The organism is Sphingobium ummariense RL-3 (genome assembly GCF_000447205.1).
Taxonomy (GTDB): domain Bacteria; phylum Pseudomonadota; class Alphaproteobacteria; order Sphingomonadales; family Sphingomonadaceae; genus Sphingobium; species Sphingobium ummariense.
Genome location: NZ_AUWY01000073.1, coordinates 1 through 25,559 on the forward strand (window position 1 = coordinate 1; position 25,559 = coordinate 25,559).

General features: G+C 65.7%; 18 protein-coding genes, 1 tRNA gene and 1 pseudogene. 5 read left to right on the top strand and 15 right to left on the bottom strand.

Translation table 11 applies throughout. The features are described 5' to 3' along the window. The 4 genes and pseudogenes from M529_RS50280 to M529_RS34605 form a co-directional block, all read right to left on the bottom strand. A pseudogene (locus M529_RS50280) lies at positions 1-97 on the bottom strand (dTMP kinase); the annotation flags it as partial. Continuing rightward, complete coding sequence (locus tag M529_RS34595) at positions 94-1,257, bottom strand: D-alanyl-D-alanine carboxypeptidase family protein (RefSeq protein ID WP_021317823.1); 1,164 nt, start codon at positions 1,255-1,257, stop codon at positions 94-96. The gene M529_RS34595 and the pseudogene M529_RS50280, both read right to left, overlap by 4 nt. A gap of 45 nt (positions 1,258-1,302) precedes the next feature. Then, positions 1,303-2,220 carry a septal ring lytic transglycosylase RlpA family protein gene (locus M529_RS34600; RefSeq protein ID WP_031294926.1) on the bottom strand — a complete coding sequence of 306 codons (918 nt, stop codon included), beginning with the start codon at positions 2,218-2,220 and terminating at the stop codon, positions 1,303-1,305. Further along, positions 2,204-3,211 carry a lytic murein transglycosylase gene (locus M529_RS34605; RefSeq protein ID WP_031294927.1) on the bottom strand — a complete coding sequence of 336 codons (1,008 nt, stop codon included), beginning with the start codon at positions 3,209-3,211 and terminating at the stop codon, positions 2,204-2,206. Before M529_RS34605 ends, M529_RS34600 begins: the two co-directional genes overlap by 17 nt. Before the next feature lie 392 nt (positions 3,212-3,603). On the opposite strand from M529_RS34605, the gene M529_RS34610 reads away from it, so the two are divergent. Then, positions 3,604-3,693 (top strand) — tRNA-Ser (locus tag M529_RS34610). A 28-nt stretch (positions 3,694-3,721) separates the two neighbouring features. On the opposite strand, the gene M529_RS49700 is transcribed toward M529_RS34610, so the two are convergent. From M529_RS49700 to secA, 3 genes are all read right to left on the bottom strand, one after another. Further along, on the bottom strand, positions 3,722-3,895 hold the full coding sequence (locus M529_RS49700; RefSeq protein ID WP_021317826.1) for a hypothetical protein: 174 nt from the start codon (positions 3,893-3,895) through the stop codon (positions 3,722-3,724). Between the two features lie 442 nt (positions 3,896-4,337). Next, the gene (locus M529_RS34615) at positions 4,338-5,174 is read right to left on the bottom strand and encodes a flagellin N-terminal helical domain-containing protein (RefSeq protein ID WP_021317827.1); all 837 of its coding nucleotides are present in this window, start codon (positions 5,172-5,174) and stop codon (positions 4,338-4,340) included. Positions 5,175-5,330: 156 nt separating this feature from the next. Continuing rightward, on the bottom strand, positions 5,331-8,063 hold the full coding sequence (gene secA, locus M529_RS34620) for a preprotein translocase subunit SecA (protein ID WP_021317828.1): 2,733 nt from the start codon (positions 8,061-8,063) through the stop codon (positions 5,331-5,333). Between the two features lie 253 nt (positions 8,064-8,316). On the opposite strand from secA, the gene M529_RS34625 reads away from it, so the two are divergent. Genes M529_RS34625 through M529_RS34640 form a run of 4 tightly spaced genes read left to right on the top strand, consistent with a single transcriptional unit; the run spans position 8,317 to position 12,561 of the window. Beyond that, positions 8,317-9,882, top strand: a complete 1,566-nt coding sequence (locus tag M529_RS34625; protein WP_021317829.1) for an ArnT family glycosyltransferase — start codon at positions 8,317-8,319, stop codon at positions 9,880-9,882. A 31-nt stretch (positions 9,883-9,913) separates the two neighbouring features. Then, on the top strand, positions 9,914-11,140 hold the full coding sequence (gene argJ / locus M529_RS34630) for a bifunctional glutamate N-acetyltransferase/amino-acid acetyltransferase ArgJ (RefSeq protein WP_021317830.1): 1,227 nt from the start codon (positions 9,914-9,916) through the stop codon (positions 11,138-11,140). Further along, positions 11,140-11,937 (top strand): inositol monophosphatase family protein, encoded by a 798-nt coding sequence (locus M529_RS34635; RefSeq protein ID WP_021317831.1) that lies wholly within the window; start codon positions 11,140-11,142, stop codon positions 11,935-11,937. Before argJ ends, M529_RS34635 begins: the two co-directional genes overlap by 1 nt. Before the next feature lie 12 nt (positions 11,938-11,949). Continuing rightward, the gene (locus tag M529_RS34640; protein ID WP_021317832.1) at positions 11,950-12,561 is read left to right on the top strand and encodes a glutathione S-transferase family protein; all 612 of its coding nucleotides are present in this window, start codon (positions 11,950-11,952) and stop codon (positions 12,559-12,561) included. A 19-nt stretch (positions 12,562-12,580) separates the two neighbouring features. Here M529_RS34640 and trxA read toward each other — a convergent pair whose 3' ends face one another. The 8 genes from trxA to ahcY form a co-directional block, all read right to left on the bottom strand. After that, positions 12,581-12,901 (bottom strand): thioredoxin TrxA, encoded by a 321-nt coding sequence (gene trxA, locus M529_RS34645; protein ID WP_021317833.1) that lies wholly within the window; start codon positions 12,899-12,901, stop codon positions 12,581-12,583. Positions 12,902-12,965: 64 nt separating this feature from the next. Further along, on the bottom strand, positions 12,966-16,346 hold the full coding sequence (addA, locus tag M529_RS34650; protein ID WP_021317834.1) for a double-strand break repair helicase AddA: 3,381 nt from the start codon (positions 16,344-16,346) through the stop codon (positions 12,966-12,968). A 56-nt stretch (positions 16,347-16,402) separates the two neighbouring features. Next, on the bottom strand, positions 16,403-19,378 hold the full coding sequence (addB, locus tag M529_RS34655) for a double-strand break repair protein AddB (RefSeq protein ID WP_021317835.1): 2,976 nt from the start codon (positions 19,376-19,378) through the stop codon (positions 16,403-16,405). After that, positions 19,371-20,081: a nucleotidyltransferase family protein gene (locus M529_RS34660; RefSeq protein ID WP_021317836.1), complete on the bottom strand. Its 711-nt coding sequence runs from the start codon at positions 20,079-20,081 to the stop codon at positions 19,371-19,373. Before M529_RS34660 ends, addB begins: the two co-directional genes overlap by 8 nt. Next, positions 20,078-21,064: an aminoglycoside phosphotransferase family protein gene (locus M529_RS34665; RefSeq protein ID WP_031294930.1), complete on the bottom strand. Its 987-nt coding sequence runs from the start codon at positions 21,062-21,064 to the stop codon at positions 20,078-20,080. The genes M529_RS34660 and M529_RS34665 overlap by 4 nt, the downstream gene beginning before the upstream one ends. Then, complete coding sequence (gene tsaE, locus M529_RS34670) at positions 21,061-21,504, bottom strand: tRNA (adenosine(37)-N6)-threonylcarbamoyltransferase complex ATPase subunit type 1 TsaE (RefSeq protein WP_152522581.1); 444 nt, start codon at positions 21,502-21,504, stop codon at positions 21,061-21,063. The genes M529_RS34665 and tsaE overlap by 4 nt, the downstream gene beginning before the upstream one ends. A 7-nt stretch (positions 21,505-21,511) precedes the next feature. Continuing rightward, entirely contained in the window at positions 21,512-23,860 is a 2,349-nt protein-coding gene (locus M529_RS34675; RefSeq protein ID WP_021317839.1) for a sensor histidine kinase, read from the bottom strand. Between the two features lie 214 nt (positions 23,861-24,074). After that, positions 24,075-25,484: an adenosylhomocysteinase gene (ahcY, locus tag M529_RS34680; RefSeq protein WP_021317840.1), complete on the bottom strand. Its 1,410-nt coding sequence runs from the start codon at positions 25,482-25,484 to the stop codon at positions 24,075-24,077. Between the last annotated feature and the right edge of the window lie 75 nt (positions 25,485-25,559).

Below are 25,559 nucleotides of genomic sequence, written 5' to 3' on the forward strand. Positions count from 1 at the left end.
GCCCGCGCGCGCGCAGCGCAGCGGCGAGGGCGCGAAGCTGCGTCGACTTGCCGGCCCCCTCCCCGCCTTCCAGCGTGATGAAGCGGCCGCGCGTCACCCGAAGAAGGACTTCAGGCCGTTCCAGATCCGCCCGAAGACCCCGGCCTCCGCCACATCCTCACCGGCGACCAGCGGCATCACCTGCGGCGGCGTGTCGGGGGTGGAGACGATCAGCTCGGCGATCTTCTGCCCCTTGGCGATCGGCGCCTTGATCGGGCCGGTATAGGTGACCTTGACCGAAATATTGGACGAGGCTGTGCGCGGCAGGGTGACCGCCAGGTTCTGCGGCGCAACCAGCGGCACGGAGGTGGCGCTGCCCAGCTGCACCTCGGCGGTCTCGACGGTCTGGCCCTTCTTGAAGAGCGGCTGCGCCCTCCACGCCTTGAAGCCCCAGTCCATGAAGCGGACCGACTCCGTGATGCGACCATTGAAGCTCTTGAGGCCGGCCAGCACCATCACCAGGCGACGGCCGTCCTGCTCCGCCGATCCGGTAAAGCCGAAGCCGGCTTCCTCCGTATGGCCCGTCTTGAGACCGTCGGCCCCCGCGATCTTGCCCAGTATGGGGTTGCGGTTCGCCTGCTCGATCGCCGCGCCGCCCATGGTCGTGCCCCAGGTGAAGGAGGTGGTGGCGTAGAATTTCTTGTAGAGGTCCGGCGTCTCCTCGATCGTCGCCTGGGCGAGCTTGGCGAGATCCTCGGCGGTCACATAGGTGACGCCCTCGTCCGGCCAGCCGTTGCTGGTGCCGAAATGGCTGTTCTTCAGGCCAAGGCGCTTGGCCTCCTCATTCATCAGCGCGACGAAGGCCTGTTCGGTTCCGGCAATGCCCTCCGCCAGCACCACGCAGGCGTCGTTGCCCGAAAGGGTGACGATGCCGTGCAGCAGATTCTCGACGGAGACCTGCTCGCCGGCCGAAAGGAACATGGTGGAGCCGGCCTGCGGGCCGTGCCACTGCTTCCAGGTCTCGGGACGCACCGTGAACTTGGTATCGAGCTTCAGGTCTCCTTTCTGGATGAGGCGGAAGGCGACATGGGCGGTCATCATCTTCGCCATCGAGGCAGGCGGCATCCGCGTCTCGCCGCCCTTGTCATACAGCACCGCGCCCGACGACAGATCCTTCATGTAAGCGACCGGCGCGTCGGTGGTGTAAGGCGGTGCGGCCGCGGTCAGCGGCTGGGCCAGCAGCCCGACGAAAAGGATGGCTGCAACGGACTTCTTCATGAACAACTGCCTTCGGGTTGATGGAATCGCAAATGGGGGCGAGCCCTATCGGCCGTCATTAGCCATGATGGGGGCGTTCTGAAAGCCTTTGGCGGCGGCCTGCTTCACGCCCGCCCGCGCCGCGTCCCGCGTCGCATAGGGACCGTAGCGGACGCGCCAGACGCCGCCGCCCTCCACCGCGATGGCGCCGATACGGCGGGCAAGCGCTTCGGCGCGCTGGCGGGAGGAAAAGGCGGCGACCTGCACCATGTAACCGCCCGACGATGGCGGCGGCACGGAAGCAGCCGGAGCCGAAGGCCGCTTGCCGGGCGTGCGGGCAGGCTGGGCGGCCGGGGGGAGCGATGCAGCGGCGGTGGGAGACGGTTGGACGATCCGCTTCCGGAGCACGGCCAGCAGCGGGGCGGGCGTTTCCAGCCGCTCCGGCGCGCGGCCATGGGCGCGCAGCAGCGCCTTTTCCGGTTCGGGCGGATTGACGCGGCGCACGCGCACCGGCGTCGCTCCAGTGCCGATGATGCCGAGCTGCTCCGCCGCGCCACGGGACAGGTCGATGATGCGGTCATTGGAAAACGGGCCGCGATCGTTGATCCGCACCAGGATCGTGCGGCCGGTGTCCAGCGCAGTCACCTCGACATAGCTGGGCATTGGCAGGGTACGGTGCGCCGCGGTGACGGCCGACGGCAGGAAACGCTCGCCATTTGCCGTTTCGTTGCCCTGCAGCTCCTCCCCGTACCAGCCGGCATAGCCGACCTCGTCATAATCGAGCTTGTCCTCGGGCGTATAGGTGACGCCGCCGACCTGATAGGGCGGTCCAATCCGGACTGGCTCATCCGCTACGGCCTGTGGCGCCGGAGCGGGGCGAGCCGTCGGCGCCGGGGGACGAGGCCCCTCCTCACCCCCGCCACAGGCCGCAAGCAACAGCGATCCACCGCAGGCCCAGAACCATGCGTTATTGACGAACCGCATCTGCCAGCAGCCCCACCGAAAGCGCATAGAAATTCGAGCAGTTATAATCGAGTATCACGCGATAGTTGCCAGTCAGCAGATAGGCGGTCTTGCCGGGACCATCGGGCTCCAGCAGCGTGGCAAGCATGCTGTCCCCCGGCCAGCCGCCGGCAGCCGGCACTATGCCCAGCCGCCGCCATTCGGCCATGGTCAGCCAGCGGCTGTGCCGGTTGAAGACGCGCGGACAACGCGCGGGCGCCGTGCGCGCGGCCACCGCTGCGCGGTTGAAGCCAGCCGGCACCGAAACCGCGATTCCCCAGGGCTGGCCGCGGCGCCAGCCGGCATTGACGAAATAATTGGCGATCGAGGCGAGTGCGTCGGCCTCGCTGGTCCAGATGTCCGCCCGTCCATCGCCATCCCCGTCCTTCGCCAGACGCAGATAGACGCTGGGCAGAAACTGCGGATAGCCGGTGGCCCCCGCCCAGCTGCCCACTAGCCGGCTGCGCGGCACGCCATTGTCGAGCATCTTGAGCGTGGCGAGCAGTTCCGGTTCGAACAGCGAACGGCGGCGGCCCTCCCAGGCCAGGGTGGCGAGCGAGCGGATCAGATCGAAATCCCCGGTGTAGGACCCGTAATTGGTCTCATGGCCGTAGATCGCCACCATGATCTCTTCCGGCACGCCCGTTTCCGCCTCGATCCGCGCAAGGCGCGCTCGGTTGGCGGCATAGGCGGCGCGGCCTCGGCTGATTCGCGCGGCATCGACATGCTGGCGGCGATAGGGCTCGAAATTGGGGATCGGCGAATAGGCGCCGCCGCCCGGCTGGTTCTGGTCCAGCTGGATGACGCGAGGATTGGGGGTCAGAGTTGAGAAGACGCCGTCGAGCGTGGCATCCCGGATACCCATCGCCCGCGCCTGCGGGCGAAGGCCTTCCAGATAAGCGCGGAAGGCGGCGTCGTCCTGCGCCAGGGCGGCAGACGATCCCAGCAATGCAAAGGAAACAGCACCGAGCATGGGCAGGAGAAAAAGCAGGAAGGATTGCTGGAAGACTCTCATTGCCCCTGTTGTTGCACAGGGGGGCCGGCTCGTGAATTCCTAAATGTATCGCTTCATGAAGGGAATGATCGAGGCACCCTATGGAAGGCGAAATTTTGTTACGCACACGACCGGGGTTTCGTCAAAAGATGCGCATCCGCCCAAGGTGAACGAAATTTAATGTGCCGCAGCGGCCCGATCATGCCTTTCGGGGATGACGAACGCGGATCCTGCGCCTATGCGCCGAGCAGTCCAGAGTGCCCGACAGCATCCGGACGCGCTCCCCGCCCTGCCCCTTGCAAGCGGGGAGCGCAATCTTTCGATATATTTGGGCTTGGCAAGCCGTTGCCTTGCGCTAGGAAGCCGCAGACGGACAGGTGGCCGAGTGGTTTAAGGCAGCGGTCTTGAAAACCGCCGTGGGTTTACGCTCACCGTGGGTTCGAATCCCACCCTGTCCGCCATCATTGGGGTCAATCGGAAAGCCGGTTATCAGGCCTTCTTCTTCACGGTATCCAGGAAGCGACTGAAGATCGTGATGACCTGCGCTTCCACCTGACCATCGGCCGGCTTCTTGGGATCGGGCTTCTTGATGCCCGAACGGATCGCCCAGGCTTGCGTCAATTGCGCTGCCACGAGCGCCGCAGTCTCTTCGCTGATCGCCATAGTAATTCTTCCTCCAGATGAGATTAACCACCTGATCCAGCCCATTCCTGCACGAATGGTAAATCGGACGTCATGACCTTTGATACTGTTCGTAGGTCAATTTCATGACTCAAGCACTGCCGATCCCGCTTTCTCCCCCGAATGCGGCTTGGAAGTCGATACAATGAAGGATGAACGTGCGGTGTCAATTGCAAAATGCGGCATCGCAGCATCATATTTTCATGGCGATGCTAAGGTTTGAATCTTCACATCGCTGATGCAACTGGAATATTTCTTTTCTGAATCAGCGGTATATCCCCAACCGCTCCCCAAAAGGCATTCTCGGGGAATTCAGAGCAATCGTCCGAGGCAATCGGGCAGCAGAGCGACAAACAGCAAAAAACAGCAAAAGCCAGCGGACATGATGCCCGCTGGCCTTGCGATGATCGGAAAGAGGCTGCCCTTACTGGATCAGCTTGAGCACGCCCTGCTGGCTCTGGTTCGCCTGGGCGAGCATTGCGGTCGATGCCTGGCTCAGGATCTGCTGCTTGGCGAGCGCGGTCGTTTCGGCCGAGAAGTCGGCGTCCTCGATGCGGCTGCGGGCGTCGGTCAGGTTGGTGATGTTGCTCGTCAGGTTGTTGACCGTCGATTCGAGGCGGTTCTGCACGGCGCCGAGGTTGGCGCGGGTCGTGGAGATCGTGTCGAGTGCGGTGTCGAACAGCGCGAGGTCGGCCGAGGAGAAGGCGACGTCGGTCACGTCGACGGCCGAGGCGGTCGCACCGGCGACGGCGGTGATGTCGGCCGAGCCGGCCAGGTCGTCGAGGGTGATCGTGACCGAGTCCGAGGCGTTGGCGCCGGCCTGGATCGCCACCGAAGCGGTCGAGCCGTCGAACAGCTTGATGCCGTTGAACGAGGAGTTCGTCAGCGTGTCGGTGATCTGGGTCGAGAGCTGGTCCATTTCCGACTTGATGTTGGCCTTCGCCTTGTCGTCATTGGTGCCGTTCAGCGCCTGGACGGCCAGTTCACGCATGCGCTGCACCATGTTGGACACTTCGCCGAGCGCGCCTTCGGCGGTCTGCGCCAGGCTGATGCCGTCATTGGCGTTGCGCACGCCCTGGGTCATGCCGCGGATCTGGGCGGTCATGGTGGACGCGATGGCGAGGCCGGCGGCGTCATCCTTCGCGGAGTTGATGCGCTTGCCGGTCGACAGGCGCTCCATCGCGGTGCTCAGCGACTTGCTGGCCATCGACGAGGCATTGGCGGCGCGCAGCGCCGAAGAATTGGTTCCGATAACAGTCATTGGGAGTCCCCTTCCGTTTGACGTGAAAAAAACGAGGCCACCACCCTTCGATCTGCGGCGGCTTCGACAATCAGAACGGCAAGGGGCGCGATCTTTTAAATCGCGCCCCAACTTTTCCGGAAAGGAAAGGGATTTGAGATTGTTACAGTGCGTCGATCAGTTCAGCGCGCCATGGCAATGCTTGTATTTCTGGCCCGAACCGCAAGGGCATGGGGCATTGCGGCTGATGTCCAGATTGGCGAACTCGCCCGGCTGGGCGTCTCCCACCGGCGGCCGAGGGATCGTGGTGGTGATGCCACGCAACGCACCATCCCGATCGACGCTGTCGTCGTCGCCGGAGAACGGATCGATGTGGGTGGTGATGAAGTCGGGAAGGACCGGCAGCTCGAACTCGGGCATCGGCGGCTGGTCGAGCCGGAACTGGACACGGGCGATGGAGCCGGTCACATCCTCGCGGATATTCTCCAGCATCCGCTCGAACAGGGCGAAGGCTTCCTGCTTATATTCGTTGATCGGCGTTTTCTGCGCATAGGCGCGCAGGTGCACGACCTGCCGCAGCGCGTCGAGCGTCGCCAGATGCTCCTTCCAGTGATGGTCCAGGCTCTGAAGCAGGATCGACTTCTCGATCATATGCCAGTCGCGGGTGTCGATCTCCTTGACCTTCTCCACGACGGCTTCGTCGGCGAGTGCCGCCAGCCGCTCCTCGATCATCTCGGGATCGACCTGATCCTCTGCCAGCCAGGCGTCGAAATCGGGTTCCAGACCCAGAACTTCCGATGTGCGCGCCTTCAGCCGGGCAATGTCCCACTGCTCGGGATAAGTGCCGGGCGGGCAGGACGCGCCGACCAGGTCGTTCACCGTCTCGCGCCGCATGTCGGTGACGACGTCGTCCACCGTATCGGCATCCATGATGTCGCTGCGCTGTTCGTAGATGACCTTGCGCTGGTCGTTCATGACGTCGTCATATTCGACGACCTGCTTGCGGATGTCGTAGTTGCGCGCCTCGACCTTCTTCTGCGCGGTCTCGATCGCCTTGCTCAGCCATTTGGACGGCGGAAGCGCCTCGCCGTCCTCCAGGTTGGAGCGGATCATCTTCGCGAACATCGTGTCCGGGCCGAAGATGCGCATCAGATCGTCATCGAGGCTGAGGTAGAAACGCGACAAGCCCGGGTCGCCCTGACGACCGGAACGACCGCGCAGCTGATTGTCGATGCGCCGGCTCTCATGCCGCTCGGTCGCCAGCACGAACAGACCGCCTGCGGCGAGCACTTCCTGCTTCTCCGCCTCGATCTCCGCCTCGATCCGGGCGATGGCGGCGTCACGCTCCGGCCCCTCCGGCATGTCGCGCAGTTCATCCTCGACACGCATCTCAAGGTTGCCGCCGAGTTTGATGTCGGTACCGCGGCCGGCCATGTTGGTCGCAATCGTCACCGCACCCTTGCGGCCCGCCTGGGCGACGATGTGCGCCTCGCGCTCATGGAAGCGGGCATTGAGGACCGCGTGCGGCACGCCTTCCTGATTCAGGAACTCGGACAGCAGTTCCGACTTCTCGATCGAGACAGTGCCAACAAGGACGGGCTGGCCCTTCTCCGAATGCTCTTTGATCGTCCTGGCGATGCCGCGAAACTTGTCTTCCAGGCTCTTGTAGAAGGTATCTTCCTCGTCGACACGCTGCACCGGCCGGTTGGTCGGGATGGTGACGACGTTCATCTTGTAGATTTCGTAGAACTCCGTCGCCTCGGTCGCGGCGGTGCCGGTCATGCCGCTGAGCTTCGGGTACATCCGGAAGTAATTCTGGAAGGTGATGGACGCGAGCGTCTGGTTCTCCGGCTCGATCTGGACGCCTTCCTTGGCCTCGACCGCCTGGTGCAGGCCATCGGACCAGCGGCGCCCGTCCATCATGCGGCCGGTGAACTCGTCGATGATGACGACCTTCCCGTCCTTGACGATATAGTCGATGTCGCGGCGGAACATGACGTTGGCGCGCAACGCCTGGTTGACGTGGTGGACGACTGCCGTGTTCTCGAAATCGTAGAGATTGGCGCCCTGGAGCAGGCCGGCATCCTCCAGCATCCGTTCGACCTTCTCGGTCCCTTCCTCGGTCAGGGTGACCGAACGCTGCTTCTCGTCCTTCTCATAGTCGGACTCGCCGATCTGCTTCACGATGGCGTCGACGGCGACATACAGCTCCGACTTGTCGTCGGTCGGGCCGGAGATGATGAGCGGCGTGCGTGCCTCGTCGATCAGGATCGAATCCACCTCGTCGACGATCGCGAAATTGAAGGGCCGCTGCACCATCGAGGCGCGGTCGTACTTCATATTGTCGCGCAGATAGTCGAAGCCGAGTTCGTTGTTGGTCGCATAGGTGATGTCGGCGTTATAAGCCTCGCGCCGCTGCTCCTCGCTAAGGTTGGGCACGATGACGCCGGTGGTGAGGCCCAGGAAACGATAGACCTGGCCCATCCATTCGCAGTCGCGGCTGGCGAGATAGTCGTTCACGGTGACGACGTGGACGCCCTTCCCCTCCAGCGCGTTGAGATAGGTGGCGAGCGTGGCGACCAGGGTCTTGCCCTCGCCAGTGCGCATCTCGGCGATCTCGCCGCGATGGAGGACGATGCCCCCCACCATCTGGACGTCATAATGACGCTGGCCGAGCGTGCGCTTGGCCGCCTCGCGCACGGTGGCGAAGGCTTCGGGCAACAGGTCGTCGAGCGTTTCGCCATTGGCTAGCCGCTCGCGGAACTTCACGGTCTGCGCCACCAGTTCCTCGTCGGACATCGCCGAGATCGCAGGTTCGAAAGAAGCGATCTGATCGACGATCTTGCCCAGCGACTTCACATAACGTTCGTTGGACGATCCGAAGATGGACTTGGCGAGTGCGCCGAACATGCAAATTCCTGACAAAGAGGGGGCGCGCGAACCCTTCCGACACCGCGCGCAGACATGCGCGGCGATTTAGGGAGGGTACGGGCTTTAGTCAATCAAGCTACACCTGTCGCACGCGCGTCACAATGCGCGCGCATCGCGGAAAGCAGGCAAATGACGTCGGATTGACGCCGCACTGCAGCGGCTGGCCGAAAGGGATTTGCACTCGCCGCGCCGGGCGTGATAGCGGTAATGAAAGAGCAAGGGTCGCACCATCATGTATCCTCAGGCAGCGCTGGCGCCGGTGCGCAGGCTGGCCGTGCCGGCTGTCACGCTCGTGCCGTTGGTCCTGGCGCTGTGGTTGTGTCTCGCCGCGCTGGCTACGCCGTTCGACCATGACGAGAGTCAATATGTGGCGGGTGCCTATTTCAGCTCCCGCCTGCTGATCTTCCGCGACTTTCTCTATCTGCAGCCCCCGCTGCACAGCTGGACCTTCGCGCCGCTTGCCTGGCTGTTTCCCGGCCATATCGTCATCGCGATGCGGCTGGCGACCGCCGTGACCGCGATCTGTGCGCTGGCCGCACTGTGGACCACGCAGCGGGCAGCCGCAATCTCCCGGGAAAGCGCTACGGTTTCGACCCTGCTTGTTGCGGCAACCGCGGCCTTTCAATTCTGCGGCAGCGTGGTTCGCAACGACATGCTGCCTACGCTGCTCGTCTCCATGGCGATGCTCGTGCTGATCCTGGCGCTGCGCCATTGCCGGCCGCGCTTCTGGTTCGCAGCGGGCCTGCTATTCGGCCTCGCCATTTCCACGAAGCTCAACTTCGCACCACTGGCGGCAGCGGCCGGCCTCTATGTGCTGACCAGCGGCGGACGATGCGGCATCCGGGCGGCGGCATGGCTCGCAGCGGGAGGAATCGCTGGCCTGCTGCCGATGCTGGGCATCTGGCTGCTGGCGCCGGACAGCTTCTTCTACGGCGTGCTGACTTTCGCCTCGACAGGGCCGTTCGCCTGGTATTCGGCCAATGGGCAAGGCGACGAACTGACCCTGGCAGGAAAAGCGGGGGACATGCTCAAGGCTCTTGCCTCCGGACCTGCCCTGGTCGCACTGCTGCTGCTGACCGTTAACTGGATCACGAATCGCGCTCAGGTCCGTTCGCCCGGACGGCGGTTGGCGGTGTGGATGGTCGTCGGCGGTCTCTTCGGCGCGGCCCTCCCCACCCCCACCCAGTTGCAATATGTGATGCCGCTGCTGCCGCCGCTGGGTCTGGCGCTTGGCTACATGCTGGATGACGCCCGGCATTGGACCAGGGCGCGACGCGAGACAGCAATCGGCCTGTTGTGCCTGATGGCGCTGGCCGGCTTATGGCCGACCAGCCACGCCATTGCGGCCATGGCGAGGGAGGGATCGCCGGTCTGGAGTTCGACCCAAGCTGCCTATTGGGCAGCCCGGAAGGTGCGGGCGTTGACCGGCGATGATGAGATCATCACCCTCGCCCCGCACCGGATCATCGACGGGGGATTGGCGCTCGATCCCCGACTGGCAACCGGCCCCTTCGCCTATCGCAGCGGCTGGACGATCAGTCCGGCAGAAGCCCGCGCGATCAAGGCTCTGACGCCGGCCACGCTGACCGACCTGGACCGCGCTCCGCCCGAAGCGATCCTGGTCGGCTATGAGAATGGCACCCGGAACCTGCCGTTGCGGCCGGATGACAGCTTGATCGCCTATGCGAGGCGGAATGCCTATCGAATGATCCGAATGCCCGACGGGATCGGGCGGCTCTATGTCAAAGTCCGGACGGCAACCCGCGAACTGGGCCGTCCGCGCAGGATGGCGCGTTGACGTTGCACGGGATTGCGCTAAGCGGCTGGATATGATCGAGCGCTCTCCCCTCGCCCCCGTCGCCTTTCCCGATTTGCCTGCGATCGCTGGCGTCACGCCCAGGATCGCGCGGGCGCGCTACAAGGCATGGGATCGCTGTGATCTCACCTATGTCGAGCTGAGCGAAGGCACTGCCGTCGCGGGTGTCACCACGCAAAGCAAGTGCCCCTCTCCCGAGGTGGAATGGTGCCGGGACGCGCTGCCGCTCGGGTCGGCGCGGGCCCTGGTGGTGAATGCGGGCAATGCCAATGCCTTCACGGGCCACCGCGGGCGCGCAGCGGTGGAGGCCATCGCCGCCAAGGTCGCTAATCATCTCGGCTGCCTGCCCTCCGATATCTTCGTCTCCTCCACCGGCGTGATCGGCGTGCCGTTGCCGGTCGACAAAGCCGAGGCGGGGCTGGAAGCCGCCTTTGCTGCGTCGCCCTGCACCTGGGAGGACGCGGCGGCCACGATCGGGACGACCGACACCTATGCGAAGGGCGCACGAACGTCGGCCATGATAGGCGGCACCCGCGTGGAGCTGGTCGGGATCATCAAGGGGTCGGGCATGATCGCGCCGGACATGGCGACGATGCTCGGCTATATCTTCACCGATGCCGCGATCGAGCCGGCGCTGCTGCAGCAGATGCTGTCGACCGCCAACCGCCAGACCTTCTCCTGCATCACCGTGGACAGCGACACGTCCACCAGCGACACGGTGCTGGCCTTCGCCACCGGCAAGGCTGGGAACGCGCCACTTGCGTCATCGGAAGATGCCGGTGCCGACGCCTTCCAAGCGGCGCTGAGCGATCTGTGCCGCCAGCTGGCGCATCTGGTCGTGCGCGACGGCGAAGGGGCGTCGAAGTTCATCGAGATCGCGGTGGAGGGCGCAGAGAGCGATAGCAGCGCGCATCGCATCGCCCTGTCCATCGCCAATTCGCCGCTCGTAAAGACGGCGATCGCGGGCGAGGACGCCAATTGGGGCCGCATCGTCATGGCGGTCGGCAAGGCCGGCGAGCCTGCGGACCGGGACCGGCTGTCGATCCGTTTCGGTGATACGCAGGTGGCGACAGGCGGCCTTGCGGTCGAGGGCTATGACGAAGCGCCCGTGGCGGCGCATCTCAAAGGACAGGATATCCGTATCGGCGTCGACATCGGCCTGGGAAAAGGGCGGGCGACGGTGTGGACCTGCGACCTGACGCATGGCTATATCTCGATCAATGCGGACTATCGCAGCTGATGCCGCTGGACCTGCACGAGCCCGTGGCGGCGCAGCTGCGGATCGTGGCAGCCGAAGTGGTGATGCCGCGCTATCGCAACCTCGCCGCGGACGAGATCAGCGAGAAGGCTGCGGACGATTTCGTCACGATCGCCGACAAGGAAAGCGAACTGCGGCTTGCCGAGGGACTGAGCGCTATCCTGCCGGAAGCGGGGATCATCGGCGAGGAGGCCTGTGCTGCCGATCCGTCCATTCTGGATCGCGCGGGCGAAGGGCTCAACTGGATCATCGACCCGATCGACGGGACGGGCAATTTCGCGGCAGGAAAGCCCCCCTTCGGCATCATGGTCGCGCTGGCAGACGGGGGCATAATCCTGGCCGGCTGGATTCTCGATCCGCTGAGCGGACGGCTGTGCCACGCCGTGCTCGGGGACGGGAGCTTTATCGACGGCGAGCGTGTCCAGGCGCGGGAGAGCGGCGCGGCATTGCCGGTCGCGGCGCTGGCGGTCTATTTCATGACGCCGGAGGAGCGCGCCGAGGTGCAGCGGCGCGCTCAGACCAGCTTTACATTGGTGGACATTCCCCGCTGCGCCGCCGAGCAATATCCGCGGCTGGTGCTGGGCCAGAACGACGTGTCGATCTTCGCACGGACATTGCCCTGGGACCATGCGGCAGGAACGCTGTTCCTGAACGAGGCAGGTGGATGCTGCCAGCGGCTCGACGGTTCGCCCTATCGCGTGGGCGACCTGCGGCGCGGGCTGCTGGGCGCTTCCTCCCCACGGCTCTGGGATTTAGCGGCGGAAACCTTGCTCCGCTGAAAGGAAGAAAGCGTGCTGACGATATGGGGACGGCTCAATTCGCATAATGTGAAGAAGGTCGTCTGGTTCGCGCAGGAAGTGGGGGTGCCGTTCGTCCGCCATGACGTGGGCGGCGAGTTCGGGATGAGCGATGCCTATCTGGCCCTCAATCCCAACGCGCTGATCCCGACGATCGAGGATGGCCAACTGGTCCTGTGGGAATCCAACGCGATCCTGCGCTATCTGGCGGCGCGCTATGCACCAGCGGGAATGTGGCCCGCCGACGCAGCGGCACGGGCGCGGGGCGACCGATGGATGGACTGGCAGTTCAGCTTCGCTGATGCGCAGCGGGACGCCTTCCTCCATCTCGTACGGCGTCCGCCCGAAACGCGTGACGGGAATGCCATCGCCGTTTCGGCGCGCAAGGCGGGAGAACTGATGGGGATTCTGGACGATGCGCTGGCGGGGCAGCCCTGGTTGACGGGGGAGGAATTCGGCGCTGCCGACGTGCCGATGGGCGTCTATGCCCACACCTTCTTCACACTCGATATGGAGCGGCCGGAGCTGCCGCATGTGCGCGGCTGGTACGACCGGCTGCGCGAGCGGCCGGCCTATGCCGAAACGGTCATGATACCGCTGACATAGTCCGACCGTCGGAGTCAGGTCAAAGGACGCTTTCGAGCCAGCCCTTGAGCGCGCTCTTGGGCGCGGCGCCGACCTTGGTTGCGGCCGCCTCGCCATTCTTGAACAGGATCATCGTGGGAATGCCGCGCACGCCGTAACGGCCGGGCGCATCGGGATTCTCGTCGATGTTCACCTTCGCGATCGTCACCTTGTCGGCCAGTTCTTCGGAGATTTCCTCCAGGGCCGGACCGATCATCTTGCAAGGGCCGCACCATTCCGCCCAGAAATCGACAAGCACCGGCTTGTCGGCTGAAAGGACGTCTTCCTGGAAGCTTGTGTCGGTAACTGCCTTGGTGGCCATGATTTCAGTCTCCTTCGGTTGCCTGCAATTTAAGGCGGGCGGGACGGCCTCTCAACCGGCCGGGCTACAAAATGTGCTGCTCGGGCAGAAAGCCGGGCTTGTGCGGCGCCAGCCTTTCGGGCGGCAGGACGATGAGGCGCGGCGCGCTGGTGTAGAGCAATCCCGCCTCCACGGTCCGCCCGGGGAAGATCACCTCCAGCGCCGCGACATAGGCCGCCATCTGGCGGACATGCGAGAGTGGCACCTCCTCCACCGACAGTGGTGCAACACGGCCGGTCTTGAAGTCGACAAGCTGGACATGGTCGGCACCCACGCAAAGGCGGTCCACCGTGCCGGCGATCACGTCCTCGCCCACCACGGCGGCGATCGGCGCTTCGGCCAGCGCCCCTGGACCGAAAAGCGCGGAGAAGCCAGGCTCGTCGATCACGCGGAGCGCATGGCGCACAATGTCCTGGCGCGCAGCCGCATCCGCCACACCCTGCTGCATCAGCCAGCGGTCGGCGCTATCCAGCCGGCGGTCGGGATGGATGTCAGGCAGCCGTTGAAACAGCGCATGCAACAGCCTTCCCCGCTCGGCCGCCTGCCGCATGGCGGGGGTGGGCGGTGGGTTCGGCACATCGTCTTCGACCTGTGCCGAGGGAGCGAGCGGGCGTGGCGGGCGCGCCTCGACCGGTGCGGGACGGCGCAACCATGTGGGCTCGGAAGGCGTGACGGCTTCTTTCGGCGGCTCCGGCTCGGCGATCCGGGGTTGCAGCACCTCCATCCCGGTCCAGCGGCGGCGTGCACCCCATAACGGATCGGCTTCCCATTCAGCACCCAGCGAGGCCATCGCGCTTTCAACGGCGGAAAACCAGCTTTCCGGTTTGACTTCGCCCTTCGCGCGAGGCCCCAGAGAACCGGTGACGATCAGCTTCTCTTCCGCGCGGGTGAGCGCGACATAGAGCAGGCGCCAATGCTCCTCCCGCTCCTGGGCCGCGGCCGTGGCATGGACCTCTCCGATCGAGCCCCGCCGCTCCGCCTTGTGCGGGGCCAGGATCGGCAGGCCGTTCCATTCGAGCGAATCCGCGCGATTGCCGGCATCGGGATCAAGGCATGCGTCGGCCAGGATCACGACCGGCGCCTGCAGGCCCTTTGCGCCATGAACCGTCAGCAACCGCAGGGAATCGCCCTGCGCGGCGGCATCGCGCACGATCTCCACTTCCCCACGGTCGAACCAGTCGATGAAACGCTGGAGCGAGGGATGGTCGTCGGTCTCGAAGGCCAGCGCAGCGCTCAGCAGTTCCTCGATCGGATCAGCAGCCTCGGCCCCCAGTCGTTCGATCAGCCGGCGGCGCCCCTCCATCGGCCCGGACAGGATGGATTCGAGATAGCGATAGGGCGTGGTGAAGTCCGCTTGGCCCAGCAAAGCATGGAGCGAAGCGAGCAAAGCTTGGTCCACCGTGCTGTTGATATGGCGCCACACACCGCCCTGTCGCCCGATCAGCCGGGCCATCAACTCGTCCTGGCTCCAGCCGATCAGGGGCGAGACGAGCAGCGCCGCGAGGTTCAGGTCGTCCTCCGGCTGTACTGCGAAACGCAGGGCGGCGAGCAGATCGCGCACAGCGAGCGGCGCGTTGAGGCGCAACCGGTCGATGCCCGCCACCGCCACTCCCTCTTCATAGAGCCGCGCGACGATGAGCCGCGCCAGCTCGCTCCGGCGGCGGACCAGGATCATGATGTCGCCGGCCCTGATCGGCCGGCCGCGGCTTTCCAGCATCAGGCCATTGTCGATCCATTCGCGGATCTGCGCGGCGATGTTCCGCGCCAGCAGCCTTTCCTGGTCAGCCGCCCAGTCCTCCTCCCCTTCCGCATCCTCCGCGCTCCCCGCGGCGGTCGGTTTCCACAGCAGCACCTCCCCCGGAAAGCGGTTGGCGCTGACATGGTGGACGCTCGATCCCGACAAACCGAAGCGACCCGCATCCAGCGTTGCGATGGTACGATCCACCACTTCCAGCACCGCCGGCGTCGAGCGGAAGCTGCGGTCGAGCGAGAGATCGTGAAAGACATGGCCGACCTGCTCCGCATCGCGCTGAAACAGGAATTGCGCAGCCGCGAAATTCTGGGGACTGGTCCCCTGGAAACCAAAAATCGCCTGCTTGAAATCGCCGACCGTGAAGATCGTGCGAACCTTGTCTCCCTTGGCCCCTTCCCCGGCGAAAAATTCCTCGGCCAAGGACCGGACGATCCGCCATTGCGCCGCATTGGTGTCCTGCGCCTCGTCCACCAGAATGTGGTCGATCTGCTGGTCCAGCTTGTAGCGGATCCAGTCGGCGATGCCGTCCTGCTGCAGCAGCCCCGCCGTGCGGGCGATGAGGTCATCGAAATCGACCGCGCCTGCGAGCGCCTTGGCCCGTCCATAAGCGCGGGCATAGGCGCGGCCGGCATGGAGCGCCTTGCCGAGCAATGCGGCGTAATCGGCGAGCAGCTTCGTCGCCAGCAACTCGGTACAGCGGGCATGGAGCCGCGCGCTCGCCTCGCCATAGCCGTCCACCGGCGGCACCCAGCCCTTGGCCGATATCAGCTCGCCGTCCGCCTTCGCCCAGGCGCCATGGAGGTCACCCAGCGCAGCGGCCCGGCCCTGCGCCTCCAGCGCACGCCAGCGGGCGATGCGGTCGCAGCGTTCCATCGCACGGCTCGTGCCCCAGTCGGCATTGGCCTGCGCGACCCAGCCGAGCGTGCGCATGTCGAATATTTCATCGCAACATTGTTCGGCAAGCCACGCGTCGATGTCGCCTTCCGGCAGGCCCAGTTCGGTCACGACCCAGGAAGAGATGTCATCGGGCAGCGCATCAAGCGCATCCAGCTTCGACGCACAACGCAACAGGAACTGTTCAGCGCCACTTTCGCCCAGGCGCAGGCTGATCGCCTGGAGCGACTCCATCAGCGATGGTTCGGCGCCGAGGACCATGTCCGCCAGCGTCTGACGGGCGAGTGCGGATTGCTCTCGCTGGTCGAGCGGTCGGAAGCCGGGCGCCAGGCCGGCCTCCAGCGGAAAGGACGTCAGGAGCTGCTGGCAGAAACCATGGATGGTCTGGATGCGCAGGCCACCTCCGGTGGATTCCAGCACCTGTGCGAAGAGGCGGCGGGCGCGATCGCGTGCTTCCGGCCCCGACTCCTCACCCAGCGCTTCAAGGTCGTTGAAGAGGTCGGCTTCCTCCATCTGGACCCAGAGGGCGAGTCGATCATGGATGCGGTCGGCCATCTCCGCCGCGCCAGCCTTGGTGAAGGTGAGGCAAAGGATATTCTCCGGCCGCACCCCCTGAAGCAGCAAGCGGAAGACCCGCGCGGTGAGGACATGCGTCTTGCCCGTGCCTGCCGATGCGGACAGCCACACATGCGCGTCGGGCGCTGCGGCAAGCGCCTGTTCGCCGAGCAGCCTCTGCAGGGGGGCGGATTTCCTAGTCACGGATGCCTTCCCTAATCTTGGGGAAGGGCGATGGCCTGGCGTTATTGTGAAGTTGCCTATCCGTCATCCCGCCCATACCATTCCTCCAGCCGCATGAGCTGGTCATAATCCCCGTAATTGGCGACTTCCGGATTCACCTGCGCGCCAAATGGCTGGTTACCAATCAGGAAAGCGTCCACCACCTGCTGGAACTGGTGATAGACCGTGGCGGTGAAGTCCGCCGTGACGATCTTGTCCCGCTTGCCCGCCGGATCGACCGGACTCTCCCGATAACCGAAGGCGTCGCCTTTCTTCGCCAGCGACCAATATTCGAAGCATCCGGCCATCAGTTTCCCGCCGACCCCTGGGAAGCCGCCATGTTCGGCGATCAGTCCCAGCAGGCCGAGTTGCAACGCAAAGCCCGCCTTCACCTGCCGCGCGCTCGGCGGCTTGCCGGTCTTGTAGTCGACAATGCCGAGCGTGCCGTCGGGCATTCGGTCGATCCGGTCCGCCTTGCCCATCAGACTGACGCCCGCAATTTCCGCCCTGCCCTCCGCCTCCACCGCCAGGATCGTGCGGCCATCGGCGCGATCGGCGGCAACCTGCTGCGCGATCCAGCCTACCGCCTCGATCAGTCGGGGCTGCCAGAGCGCGGTGAGCAGCGGATGCACGTCCGGCCGTTCGAACATGGCGCGGGCGCGGTGGACGAGATCAGCAGGGTCGCGGGCGCCCGCCTCCGCCCAATGCTGGAGGATTTCATGCACAACCGTTCCTCGCCACGCGGGACCGGCATCGGCGTCCACCGCATCCAGCGGCGAGAGCTTCAGGATACGGCGCGCATAAAAGGCATAGGGATCCGCCTTCAGCCGGTCCACATCCGTGACCGGGATCAGCTTCGGACGCACGGCAGCCGGCGGCGAAGGCGCGGGCTTGGTAGCGGGGCTATGCGCCGCCGGCCGGTCGATCGCCGCCGCCAGCGCTGCATAACGACCGGCCGACTGCCATTGCGGTCCTGCCATCGCCTTCAGCCGCAACGAGAAGCGGGACGCCACTGCCGGTCCGCCTGATCCACGCCTGGCGCGGGTGATGAGGACCTCCGGCGCGCCGAGCGTACTGGCGAAATCATGAGCGGCCAGGCCGATGCGTGTCTCCAGCCCCGGCAGGCCCAGCTCCCGACGGATGCGCGGCGCAAGCCAGGGATCGGGTGTGGGGAGGCCCGGCCATACCCCCTCGTTGAGCCCGCCCAGGATCATGAGGTCCGCCTGCACCAGCCGCGCCTCGATCAGCCCCATGATTGCAATGCGGGGATGTCCCCCCTGGGGCGGGCGCACCGGCACGCCGCCCAGCAGATGGTCGAGGAGAGCCGGGAGAGCGCGAACATCCGCCTGCCGCGGCCCGTCGGATGCAGCCTCCTCGATCTGGGCGAACAGATCGGCGGCGGCATGCCCCTGATGCCCCGCCCAGACGGCGTCGGCGGTGAGCATACCCGCATGCTCGCGGATGGCCGCCATCTGCGCGCTGAAGTCCGACGCGATGGCGAAAGCGGATTCCAAGGGAGCGAGCAGCGCACGGGCCTGCGGCCACCACAGGCGAACACGCTCGCGCAGGGGCGCCTGTCGGTCTTCTGCTGCGCGCGGCTCCAACAACAGGTCGATGCCTGCAAGCCCGGCCTGCGGGCGTGGCCCACGCAGCAGCAGGTCGAGCAGACGCACGCCGTCCAGCCAGGCAAGCCGCCCCTCCCCCCGCATCACCAGCGGATGCTTCAGCAGGGTCAGCAGCGGCACCGGAGCGAAATGCTCTGCGACCGCCTGCGCCATAGCGATCAGCAGTGTGCCGGGCGGCAGGCGCGACAGCGGCTGGCCAGCCGAATCGTCGGCCTCGATGCCCCAGCGCCGCAGATGCGCGGAAACCCTGGTGGCAAGCTGACGATCCGGCGTCACCAGGGCGGCGGTGCGGCCCGGAGTCTCGACCGCCTCGCGCAGGGCGATGGCGATGGCCTGGGCCTCCTCCCCCGGGGTCGCGACCTCCAGCGCCTCCACCCCGGCAAGCGAGCGGTCGGCCATCTTGAGGCTTCGCCAGCGGGATGTCAGCCGCGGCGGAAGCATCGCGTTGGAGATGTTGCGACCACGCACCGCCCGCGCATCATGCTCGCTGCCCCAGCGCCATTGGGCGACGTCGTCCCGGGTAGCACCCATCCGGTCGAGCAGGCGCTTCAAGGCATATTGGGGGTGTGTTTCATGGCCTGCCGGGGCGTGACCGGTGACGGGATCGGGATCGAACGGGCCGATCGCGTCCCAAGCCTCCTGATCCATATGGTGGTCCAGCCCAGCGAAGACGACCATACCCCCCGGAATGTGGGCGATCCGGCGCAGTAACGCAGCGGCGGCTGGTGCGGTGGTGGAAATGCCGGCCGCGACCACGAAACCCGCCGGCGGCGCCTTAGCCCAGCGTGCGGCGATCCGGTCGAACAGCCGGTTGCGCCGGTCGGCAAGGTCGATGCAGCCGAGGCGCTCCAGTTCCTGCGGCCAGCGCCGGAGGAGGATCGAGAACAGGTCGAGCGATCGTTCCCAGTGGGTCGATAACTCGGTCGAGAGCTGAAGGTCGGTCAGCGCACGCGGCGAGATCCGCTCCACCTGCATCTGGTCCAGCACGGCGCCCAGCGCCTGGCCCAGTTGGAGGGCCTGCCCTGCATCCATGGGTTCAGCCGTCGCCTGCTGTACCAGCCGGGCCAGGATCATCTGCCGCCGCATCGGCGACACGGCCGGCGGGATGGCATCCCCCTCCCCCAGCGGATCGAGCGCGCCGCCCGCCTCCTCGCCCAGTTCCGGGTCGCCGATCGTCACGAGGCGCGGCAGCAGCAGGCCGCTGCCCGACTGCCGCACGAAGGCGTTCGATACGGCGCGGACGGCGCGGTTGCTGGGCAGCAGGACCATGCCCCGCGCCAGTTCCAGCGGATCGGCCCCATGGCGCGCCAGGATGCCGGCCACCAGCGCATCGGAAAAGGCGCGATGCGCGGGTATGGTATAGAGCGCGGGCTTCGCCCCCTCAGCCATGGGCGATCATGGATTCCACCACGGGAATGGCCTGCGGCGTGCCGACATCGAACCACAGCCCCTGGTGCGAGACGCCGTAGCAGCGCCCGGCCTCGATCGCGCGGTTCCAGAAGACGTTGGTGGAAAAGACATCGGACGGCGGATCGGTCAGCAGGGAAGGCGATAGGATCTGAACGCCGGTGAAGACGAAGGGAGCGACATGAGCGGTCTTGCGCCGCGCCAGTCGCCCGGTGGCATCCATGTGGAAATCGCCCGGACCCCGATGGCAATTGGCGCGCGCCAGCGGCACGAGCAGCAGCAGCGCATCCATCCGCCCCGGATCCCAGATGCGGCGCATGACACCCAGCGTCTCATTGGGGCCGTCGACCCATAGATTGTCGCTGTTCGCGCAAAAGAAAGGCTCTTCGCCCAGCAGCGGCTTGGCTTTCATCAGGCCGCCGCCGGTCTCCAGCAGCTTGGCCCGCTCGTCGGAAACGGCGAACTCGATTCCGTCTTTGCGCGCGGCAATATGCGCCTCGACCGTGTCGGCCAGATAGTGGACATTCACCACCACCTTGCGGATGCCGCCGGCTTCCAGCCGGTCGAGCGCATGATCCATCAACGGCTTGCCCGCCACCTTGACCAGCGGCTTGGGCCGGGTGGCAGTGAGCGGGCGCATCCGCTTGCCCAGGCCCGCCGCCATCAGCATCGCCGTGTCGATCATGCGGGCGCGAACTCCAAAAGGGCGGCATGACGCTTGTCGGCCGGAATGTTCGCGGCGAACCAGTCCGCGACTGGCGCGAGGGCGGGATGGACGAGGTCGCGTTCCAGCAGGTTCCACATGCGCGGCAGATAGGACAAATAGCGCGGCTTGCCGTCGCGCTTCCACAGGCGCGTGAAGATGCCGATGATCTTTGCATTACGCTGAGCGCCGAGCACCGCATAGGCGGCGTCGAAATCGGCGGGCGGGTCCGCAAGCGCCTTGTAATGCGCGATCATCTCGGCCTCCAGCACGGGCGACACGTCGCGACGCGCGTCCTGCAACAGGGAGACGAGATCGTAGGCCGGATGCCCGGCAAGCGCGTCCTGAAAGTCCAGCAGACCGAGCCCATGAGACGCAGGGCCGTCGATCAGCATGATATTCTCGGCATGATAGTCGCGCAGCACCGTGACCGTGGGACTGGCGGACTGCTCGACTACGGGCAGCACCAGATCCCATGCCGTCGCATAACCTTCGACATCGACCGCCAGGCCGACGGCGGGACAATACCATTCCGTCAACAGCCCGGCCTCTCGCTGGTAGACCGCCCGATCGTAGGGCGGCAGATCGGCGGCGGGCAGGCGGTGGAGATCGGCCAGCAGGGCGATCGCGCGGGCATAAACCGCACGCTCGTCGGCCGGATGTTCCTCCACATGCTCCTTGAGCCGCCGATCTCCGAAATCCTCAATCAGGACGAGGCCTTCGTCCAGGTCACGCGCCTCTATGCGGGGAGCGGCGAAGCCTTGCGCGAGAAGATGTTCGGCAATCGCGATGAACGGGCGCGGATCTTCATGCGGCGGCGGAGCATCCATCAGCACGGCGCGTCGGTCTCCGTCCAGCACCCGGAAATAGCGTCGGAAGGAGGCGTCCCCTGCCAGAGGCACGATCGCGGCGCCATCCCAGCCGGCGCGCGCGAGGAATTGAGGAGCGGCGGCGGGGGGGATCATGTCTGCGACCATCGCTCCGTCCAAGCGCCCGGCACCTGCGCTGTCAAGCGGCGTCCGCCGTCCGGCGCGAAGTCTATGGCGAGGCGCAGCGCATGGAGCCACTGCCCGTCGCCCAGCCGGTCGGGCCATTCCACGATCAGCAGGCTGTCCATCAGATAGTCGTCGAGCGCCAGTTCCTCCGCCTCGTCCGGCGAATCGATGCGATAGAGGTCGACATGGGCGACGGGCAGGCGCACTTCCGGCACGTCATAGGGCTGGACCAGCGCGAAGCTGGGGCTGGGCGCTTCCCCTTCCAGGCCCAGCCCTTCCAATATCCCGCGCGCCAGCGTCGTCTTTCCGGCACCCAGCCCGCCTTCCAGCGCGATGACGTCACCGATGCGGACCTGCGCGGCAAGCCGGCGACCGAGGTCCAGCATGGCGACGGGATCAGGCAGTTCCATGATCGTATCAGCCACGCGGCAACTCGATCACAGCCATCGTGCCCTGTCCCGGTTCGGAGGCCAGTTGGAGCGTCCCGCCATGCGCTTCCGCGAGCTGGCGCGCAAGCGGCAGGCCGAATGTCGCATTCTGCCCCTGCCGCGCCTGCTCGGCGCGCGCCACGGGGTCGAAGATCACGGCAAGCTGCGCGGAATCGAGCCCGGGGCCGTTGTCCGACACGACCAGTCGGGCACGTCGGCCGTCACCATCCCCATGCAACAGCACACGGGCGCCTGGCTCGCAGTAGCGGATGGCATTTTCCAGCAGATGATCGAGCGCCTGACCGATGCGCCGGGCGTCACCGGAGACCGTACCCAGCGAGTCCTGGATCGAAAGGGCCAGGTCGATGCGCTTCGCCTTCGCATCCACCATGGCCCGCGTTCCGCAGTCGCGCAGCACCGCACCGAGGTCCACCGTCTCGCGTTCGATGGAGAGGGTTCCCGCCTCCCCCTGGGTCAGGTCGAGCACATTGTCGATCAGCATCGAAAGACGCGTGGTGCTCTGAAGGATGCCTGCGACATAGTCCCTCGCCGAATCGCTGAGTTCCCCCGCATAACCGGCGCTCATCATCTCGGCGAAGCCGGCAATGGTGGTGAGCGGGGTGCGCAACTCGTAGCTCATATTGGTGACGAAGGCGGTCTTGACCTTGTCGGTCTGTTCCAGCGCCTCGTTCCGGTCACGCAGCACCTGCTCCATGCGGCGGCTGTCGGTGACGTCCAGCATGGTGAAGAGCGCATTGCCGTCCGGCAGCGGGATCGCCGCAAATTCGAATACCCGGCCATCCGCGAAGCCAACATGGCCGCCGCGCTGCTTGCGTTCCAGGGTGGCGGCCCGGACAAGTTCGCGCACCACATTGGCCTGATGCGGCTTGGCGAGGCGGGACTGTACCGCGCGCATGAGGTCGTCGATGCGGGGATGGGCGGCAAGCACCGCTTCCTCCACGCCCCAGACGTCGCGGAAGCGGCTGTTCCAGAGATGGAGCCGCCCGTCCGAAGAGAAGACGCCGATCGATTCGAACAGATTGTCGAACGTCGCCGTCCGGACGCGCAGAAGCGTGTCGCGTGCGCTCGACAGCTGGACCTGCTCGGTGCGGTCCTCGAAGATCAGCAGCAGTCCGCCATCGGGCAGCGGCTGGGCATAGACGCGAAGGTGCGTGCCGTCCGCGAGCAGCCAGTTCTCCTCCAGCGGATCGGGTGAAAGGAACCAGTCACGACGTTCGTTCCGCCAAGCCGGGAAGTCGCGATGCTCGGGCAGGCGTCGCGCATCACGCATCTGATCGAGCAGGCGCTCGAACAGCGGATGGTCGCTCAGCCGCTCCTGGTTAAGTCCGAACAGGCTGATGAAGGGCTGATTCCAGAAGCGCAGGGTGCGGTCGGGCCCGAAGCGAGCCACGCCGGCAGAGAGCCGGTCGAGCAGGTCGCGCTGGGCCGTTTCCAACCGCCGATGCTCGACCCGCGCCTGCTCCAGCGCATGCTGGTCGACCGCAAAGCCCGCCACTCCCGCCGCACCCAGGGGAACATCGACCACGCGCATCATCCGCCGCTCGCCGCCGATGGTCGCCGGCACCATGCGGTCGATCGGCCTGGACTGGGCGACCGCCTCCGCCGCAGCAGCCTGCGGCGTCAGCCCATTGACTGCCTCGACCAGTTCGGTGCCACCAGCGATCACGTCGCGCGCGCTGGCTCCGTCCACCGCGCTGACATAGGCGGTGTTGACCAGGCTGAGGCGCATGTCGGGCGTGCGATGCCACATCGGGAAGGGCGCCGCCTCCACGAGGCCGGCGAGCGCCTCCAGCGCTTCGCGCAGCTGGTCGACCTGCCCCTTGAGCGCCTCAATCTCCGACTGGCTGTCGGTGGCATCGAATATCCACAGGACGACGCCGCCATTATTGGCAAGTTCCGGCCCAGCCGGGGCTCCCCGAACCAGCAGCAGGCGGGAAGATCCGACGCCGCGCACCGGCAGGGCGAAACTCTTGCCGGCGCGCTGCGCCCCGGTGATCTCGCGGCCGAGCTGGGCCGCGTCGGTCGGCTCCAGCCCGCCTTCGGGAGACACCAGCTCGGAAAGAAAGGCCGGCGCCCGATCGCGGGAAAGCCACTTGGCGAGCCTGTCTGCGGCCTCGATCCGCCCATCGGCATGGATGATCACGGGTGCGGCAGGCGCGGATGCCAGCAGAACCGACACGCGGTCCAGCTTGCCCTGCACATGCATCCCCTCGCGCCGCATCCGCTGACCACTGAGGAAGGCCCATACGGCCGCGCCCAACCAACAGGCGAGGAACATGCCGAGCAGGGCGAGGGCAAGCGGCGTCATGGGCGTCATCGCACACGCTCCGCCATCGGTCCCGACTGGATGCCCCGGTTCATCGAGTCAGGGACTAACCCAAGTCGGCGGCAGCGGGAAGCTTTCAACCATCGGGAAAGCAAAGATAGATCTTATCCCCGCGAGGGCAGGAACCAAGATCCGGCTCTGGCTCTCGCGGCAGAACCCGTCCGACCGGAGGCGCGGGAAGGACTCGCCCTCCCGCGCTACCCGATCAGTAGCGGTAATGGTCCGGCTTGAACGGACCCTCGGCGCTCACGCCGATATAGGCAGCCTGCTTCTCGGTCAGCTTCGACAGCTTCACGCCGAGCTTTTCGAGGTGAAGCGCGGCGACCTTCTCATCCAGATGCTTGGGCAGCACATAGACGTCGTTCTTGTACTCGTCGGACTTGGTCCACAGCTCGATCTGCGCCAGCACCTGGTTGGTGAAGCTGGACGACATGACGAAGCTGGGGTGACCGGTGGCGCAGCCCAGGTTCACCAGACGGCCCTTGGCCAGGACGATGATCTTCTTGCCGTCGGAGAATTCGACCTCGTCAACCTGCGGCTTGATCTCGGTCCACTTATAGTTGGAAAGGCCCGCGATCTGGATCTCGCTGTCGAAATGGCCGATGTTGCAGACGATCGCCATGTTCTTCATCGCGCGCATATGATCGACGGTGATGACATCCTCATTGCCCGTCGCAGTGACGAAGATGTCGGCGCGAGTGGCAGCCTCTTCCATCGTCACGACCTCATAGCCTTCCATCGCGGCCTGGAGCGCGCAGATCGGATCGATTTCCGTCACCAGCACGCGGGCGCCGCCATTGCGGAGCGATGCGGCAGAGCCCTTGCCGACGTCGCCGAAGCCCGCGACGCAGGCAACCTTGCCGGCCAGCATGACGTCGGTGGCACGGCGGATCGCGTCGACCAGCGATTCCTTGCAGCCATAGAGATTGTCGAATTTCGACTTGGTGACGCTGTCGTTCACGTTGATCGCCGGGAAGGGCAGCTTGCCCTTCTTCGCCAGCTCATAGAGGCGATGGACGCCGGTGGTGGTCTCTTCCGACACGCCCTTGATGGCCTTGACCGTCTCGGTGAGATAGCCGGGACGCTCCGCCAGGAAGCGCTTGAGGGTGGCGACGAAAATCTCTTCTTCCTCGTTCGACGGGGTGAACAGTTCCTCGCCCGCCTCGACCCGCGCGCCCCAGAGCGCGAACATAGTGGCATCGCCGCCATCGTCCAGGATCATGTTGCAGGTAGTGTCACCCCAGTCGAAGATTCGGATGACATAGTCCCAATATTCCTCCAGCGTCTCGCCCTTCACGGCAAAGACGGGAATGCCGCGCGCGGCGATGGCGGCGGCGGCATGGTCCTGCGTCGAGAAGATATTGCACGAGGCCCAGCGGATCTCGGCGCCCAGCTCCGCCAGCGTCTCGATAAGAACGGCGGTCTGGATGGTCATATGGAGCGATCCGGTGATGCGCGCGCCCTTGAGAGGCTGTGCGGCGCCGAACTCGGCGCGCAGCGCCATCAGGCCCGGCATCTCGGTTTCGGCGATCTCGATTTCCTTGCGGCCGAAGGCGGCGAGGCTGATGTCGCGGATCACATAGTCCTGCGCCTGGGCGGCGGGTGCGGTAGCCACGGTCTTGTCTCCATTGGGCTCGATTGAATGCCAGCTGCCTCGGCGGACAGGCGGCGCTGGAAGGGGCTTTACCAA

Bases quoted from the DNA above. Each gene is read 5' to 3' on its own strand.
- M529_RS34595 (WP_021317823.1), bottom strand. From the start codon at position 1,257: ATGAAGAAGTCCGTTGCAGCCATCCTTTTCGTCGGGCTGCTGGCCCAG.
- M529_RS34600 (WP_031294926.1), bottom strand. From the start codon at position 2,220: ATGCGGTTCGTCAATAACGCATGGTTCTGGGCCTGCGGTGGATCGCTG.
- M529_RS34605 (WP_031294927.1), bottom strand. From the start codon at position 3,211: ATGCTCGGTGCTGTTTCCTTTGCATTGCTGGGATCGTCTGCCGCCCTG.
- M529_RS49700 (WP_021317826.1), bottom strand. From the start codon at position 3,895: ATGGCGATCAGCGAAGAGACTGCGGCGCTCGTGGCAGCGCAATTGACG.
- M529_RS34615 (WP_021317827.1), bottom strand. From the start codon at position 5,174: ATGACTGTTATCGGAACCAATTCTTCGGCGCTGCGCGCCGCCAATGCC.
- secA (WP_021317828.1), bottom strand. From the start codon at position 8,063: ATGTTCGGCGCACTCGCCAAGTCCATCTTCGGATCGTCCAACGAACGT.
- M529_RS34625 (WP_021317829.1), top strand. From the start codon at position 8,317: ATGTATCCTCAGGCAGCGCTGGCGCCGGTGCGCAGGCTGGCCGTGCCG.
- argJ (WP_021317830.1), top strand. From the start codon at position 9,914: ATGATCGAGCGCTCTCCCCTCGCCCCCGTCGCCTTTCCCGATTTGCCT.
- M529_RS34635 (WP_021317831.1), top strand. From the start codon at position 11,140: ATGCCGCTGGACCTGCACGAGCCCGTGGCGGCGCAGCTGCGGATCGTG.
- trxA (WP_021317833.1), bottom strand. From the start codon at position 12,901: ATGGCCACCAAGGCAGTTACCGACACAAGCTTCCAGGAAGACGTCCTT.
- addB (WP_021317835.1), bottom strand. From the start codon at position 19,378: ATGGCTGAGGGGGCGAAGCCCGCGCTCTATACCATACCCGCGCATCGC.
- M529_RS34660 (WP_021317836.1), bottom strand. From the start codon at position 20,081: ATGATCGACACGGCGATGCTGATGGCGGCGGGCCTGGGCAAGCGGATG.
- M529_RS34665 (WP_031294930.1), bottom strand. From the start codon at position 21,064: ATGATCCCCCCCGCCGCCGCTCCTCAATTCCTCGCGCGCGCCGGCTGG.
- tsaE (WP_152522581.1), bottom strand. From the start codon at position 21,504: ATGGAACTGCCTGATCCCGTCGCCATGCTGGACCTCGGTCGCCGGCTT.
- M529_RS34675 (WP_021317839.1), bottom strand. From the start codon at position 23,860: ATGACGCCCATGACGCCGCTTGCCCTCGCCCTGCTCGGCATGTTCCTC.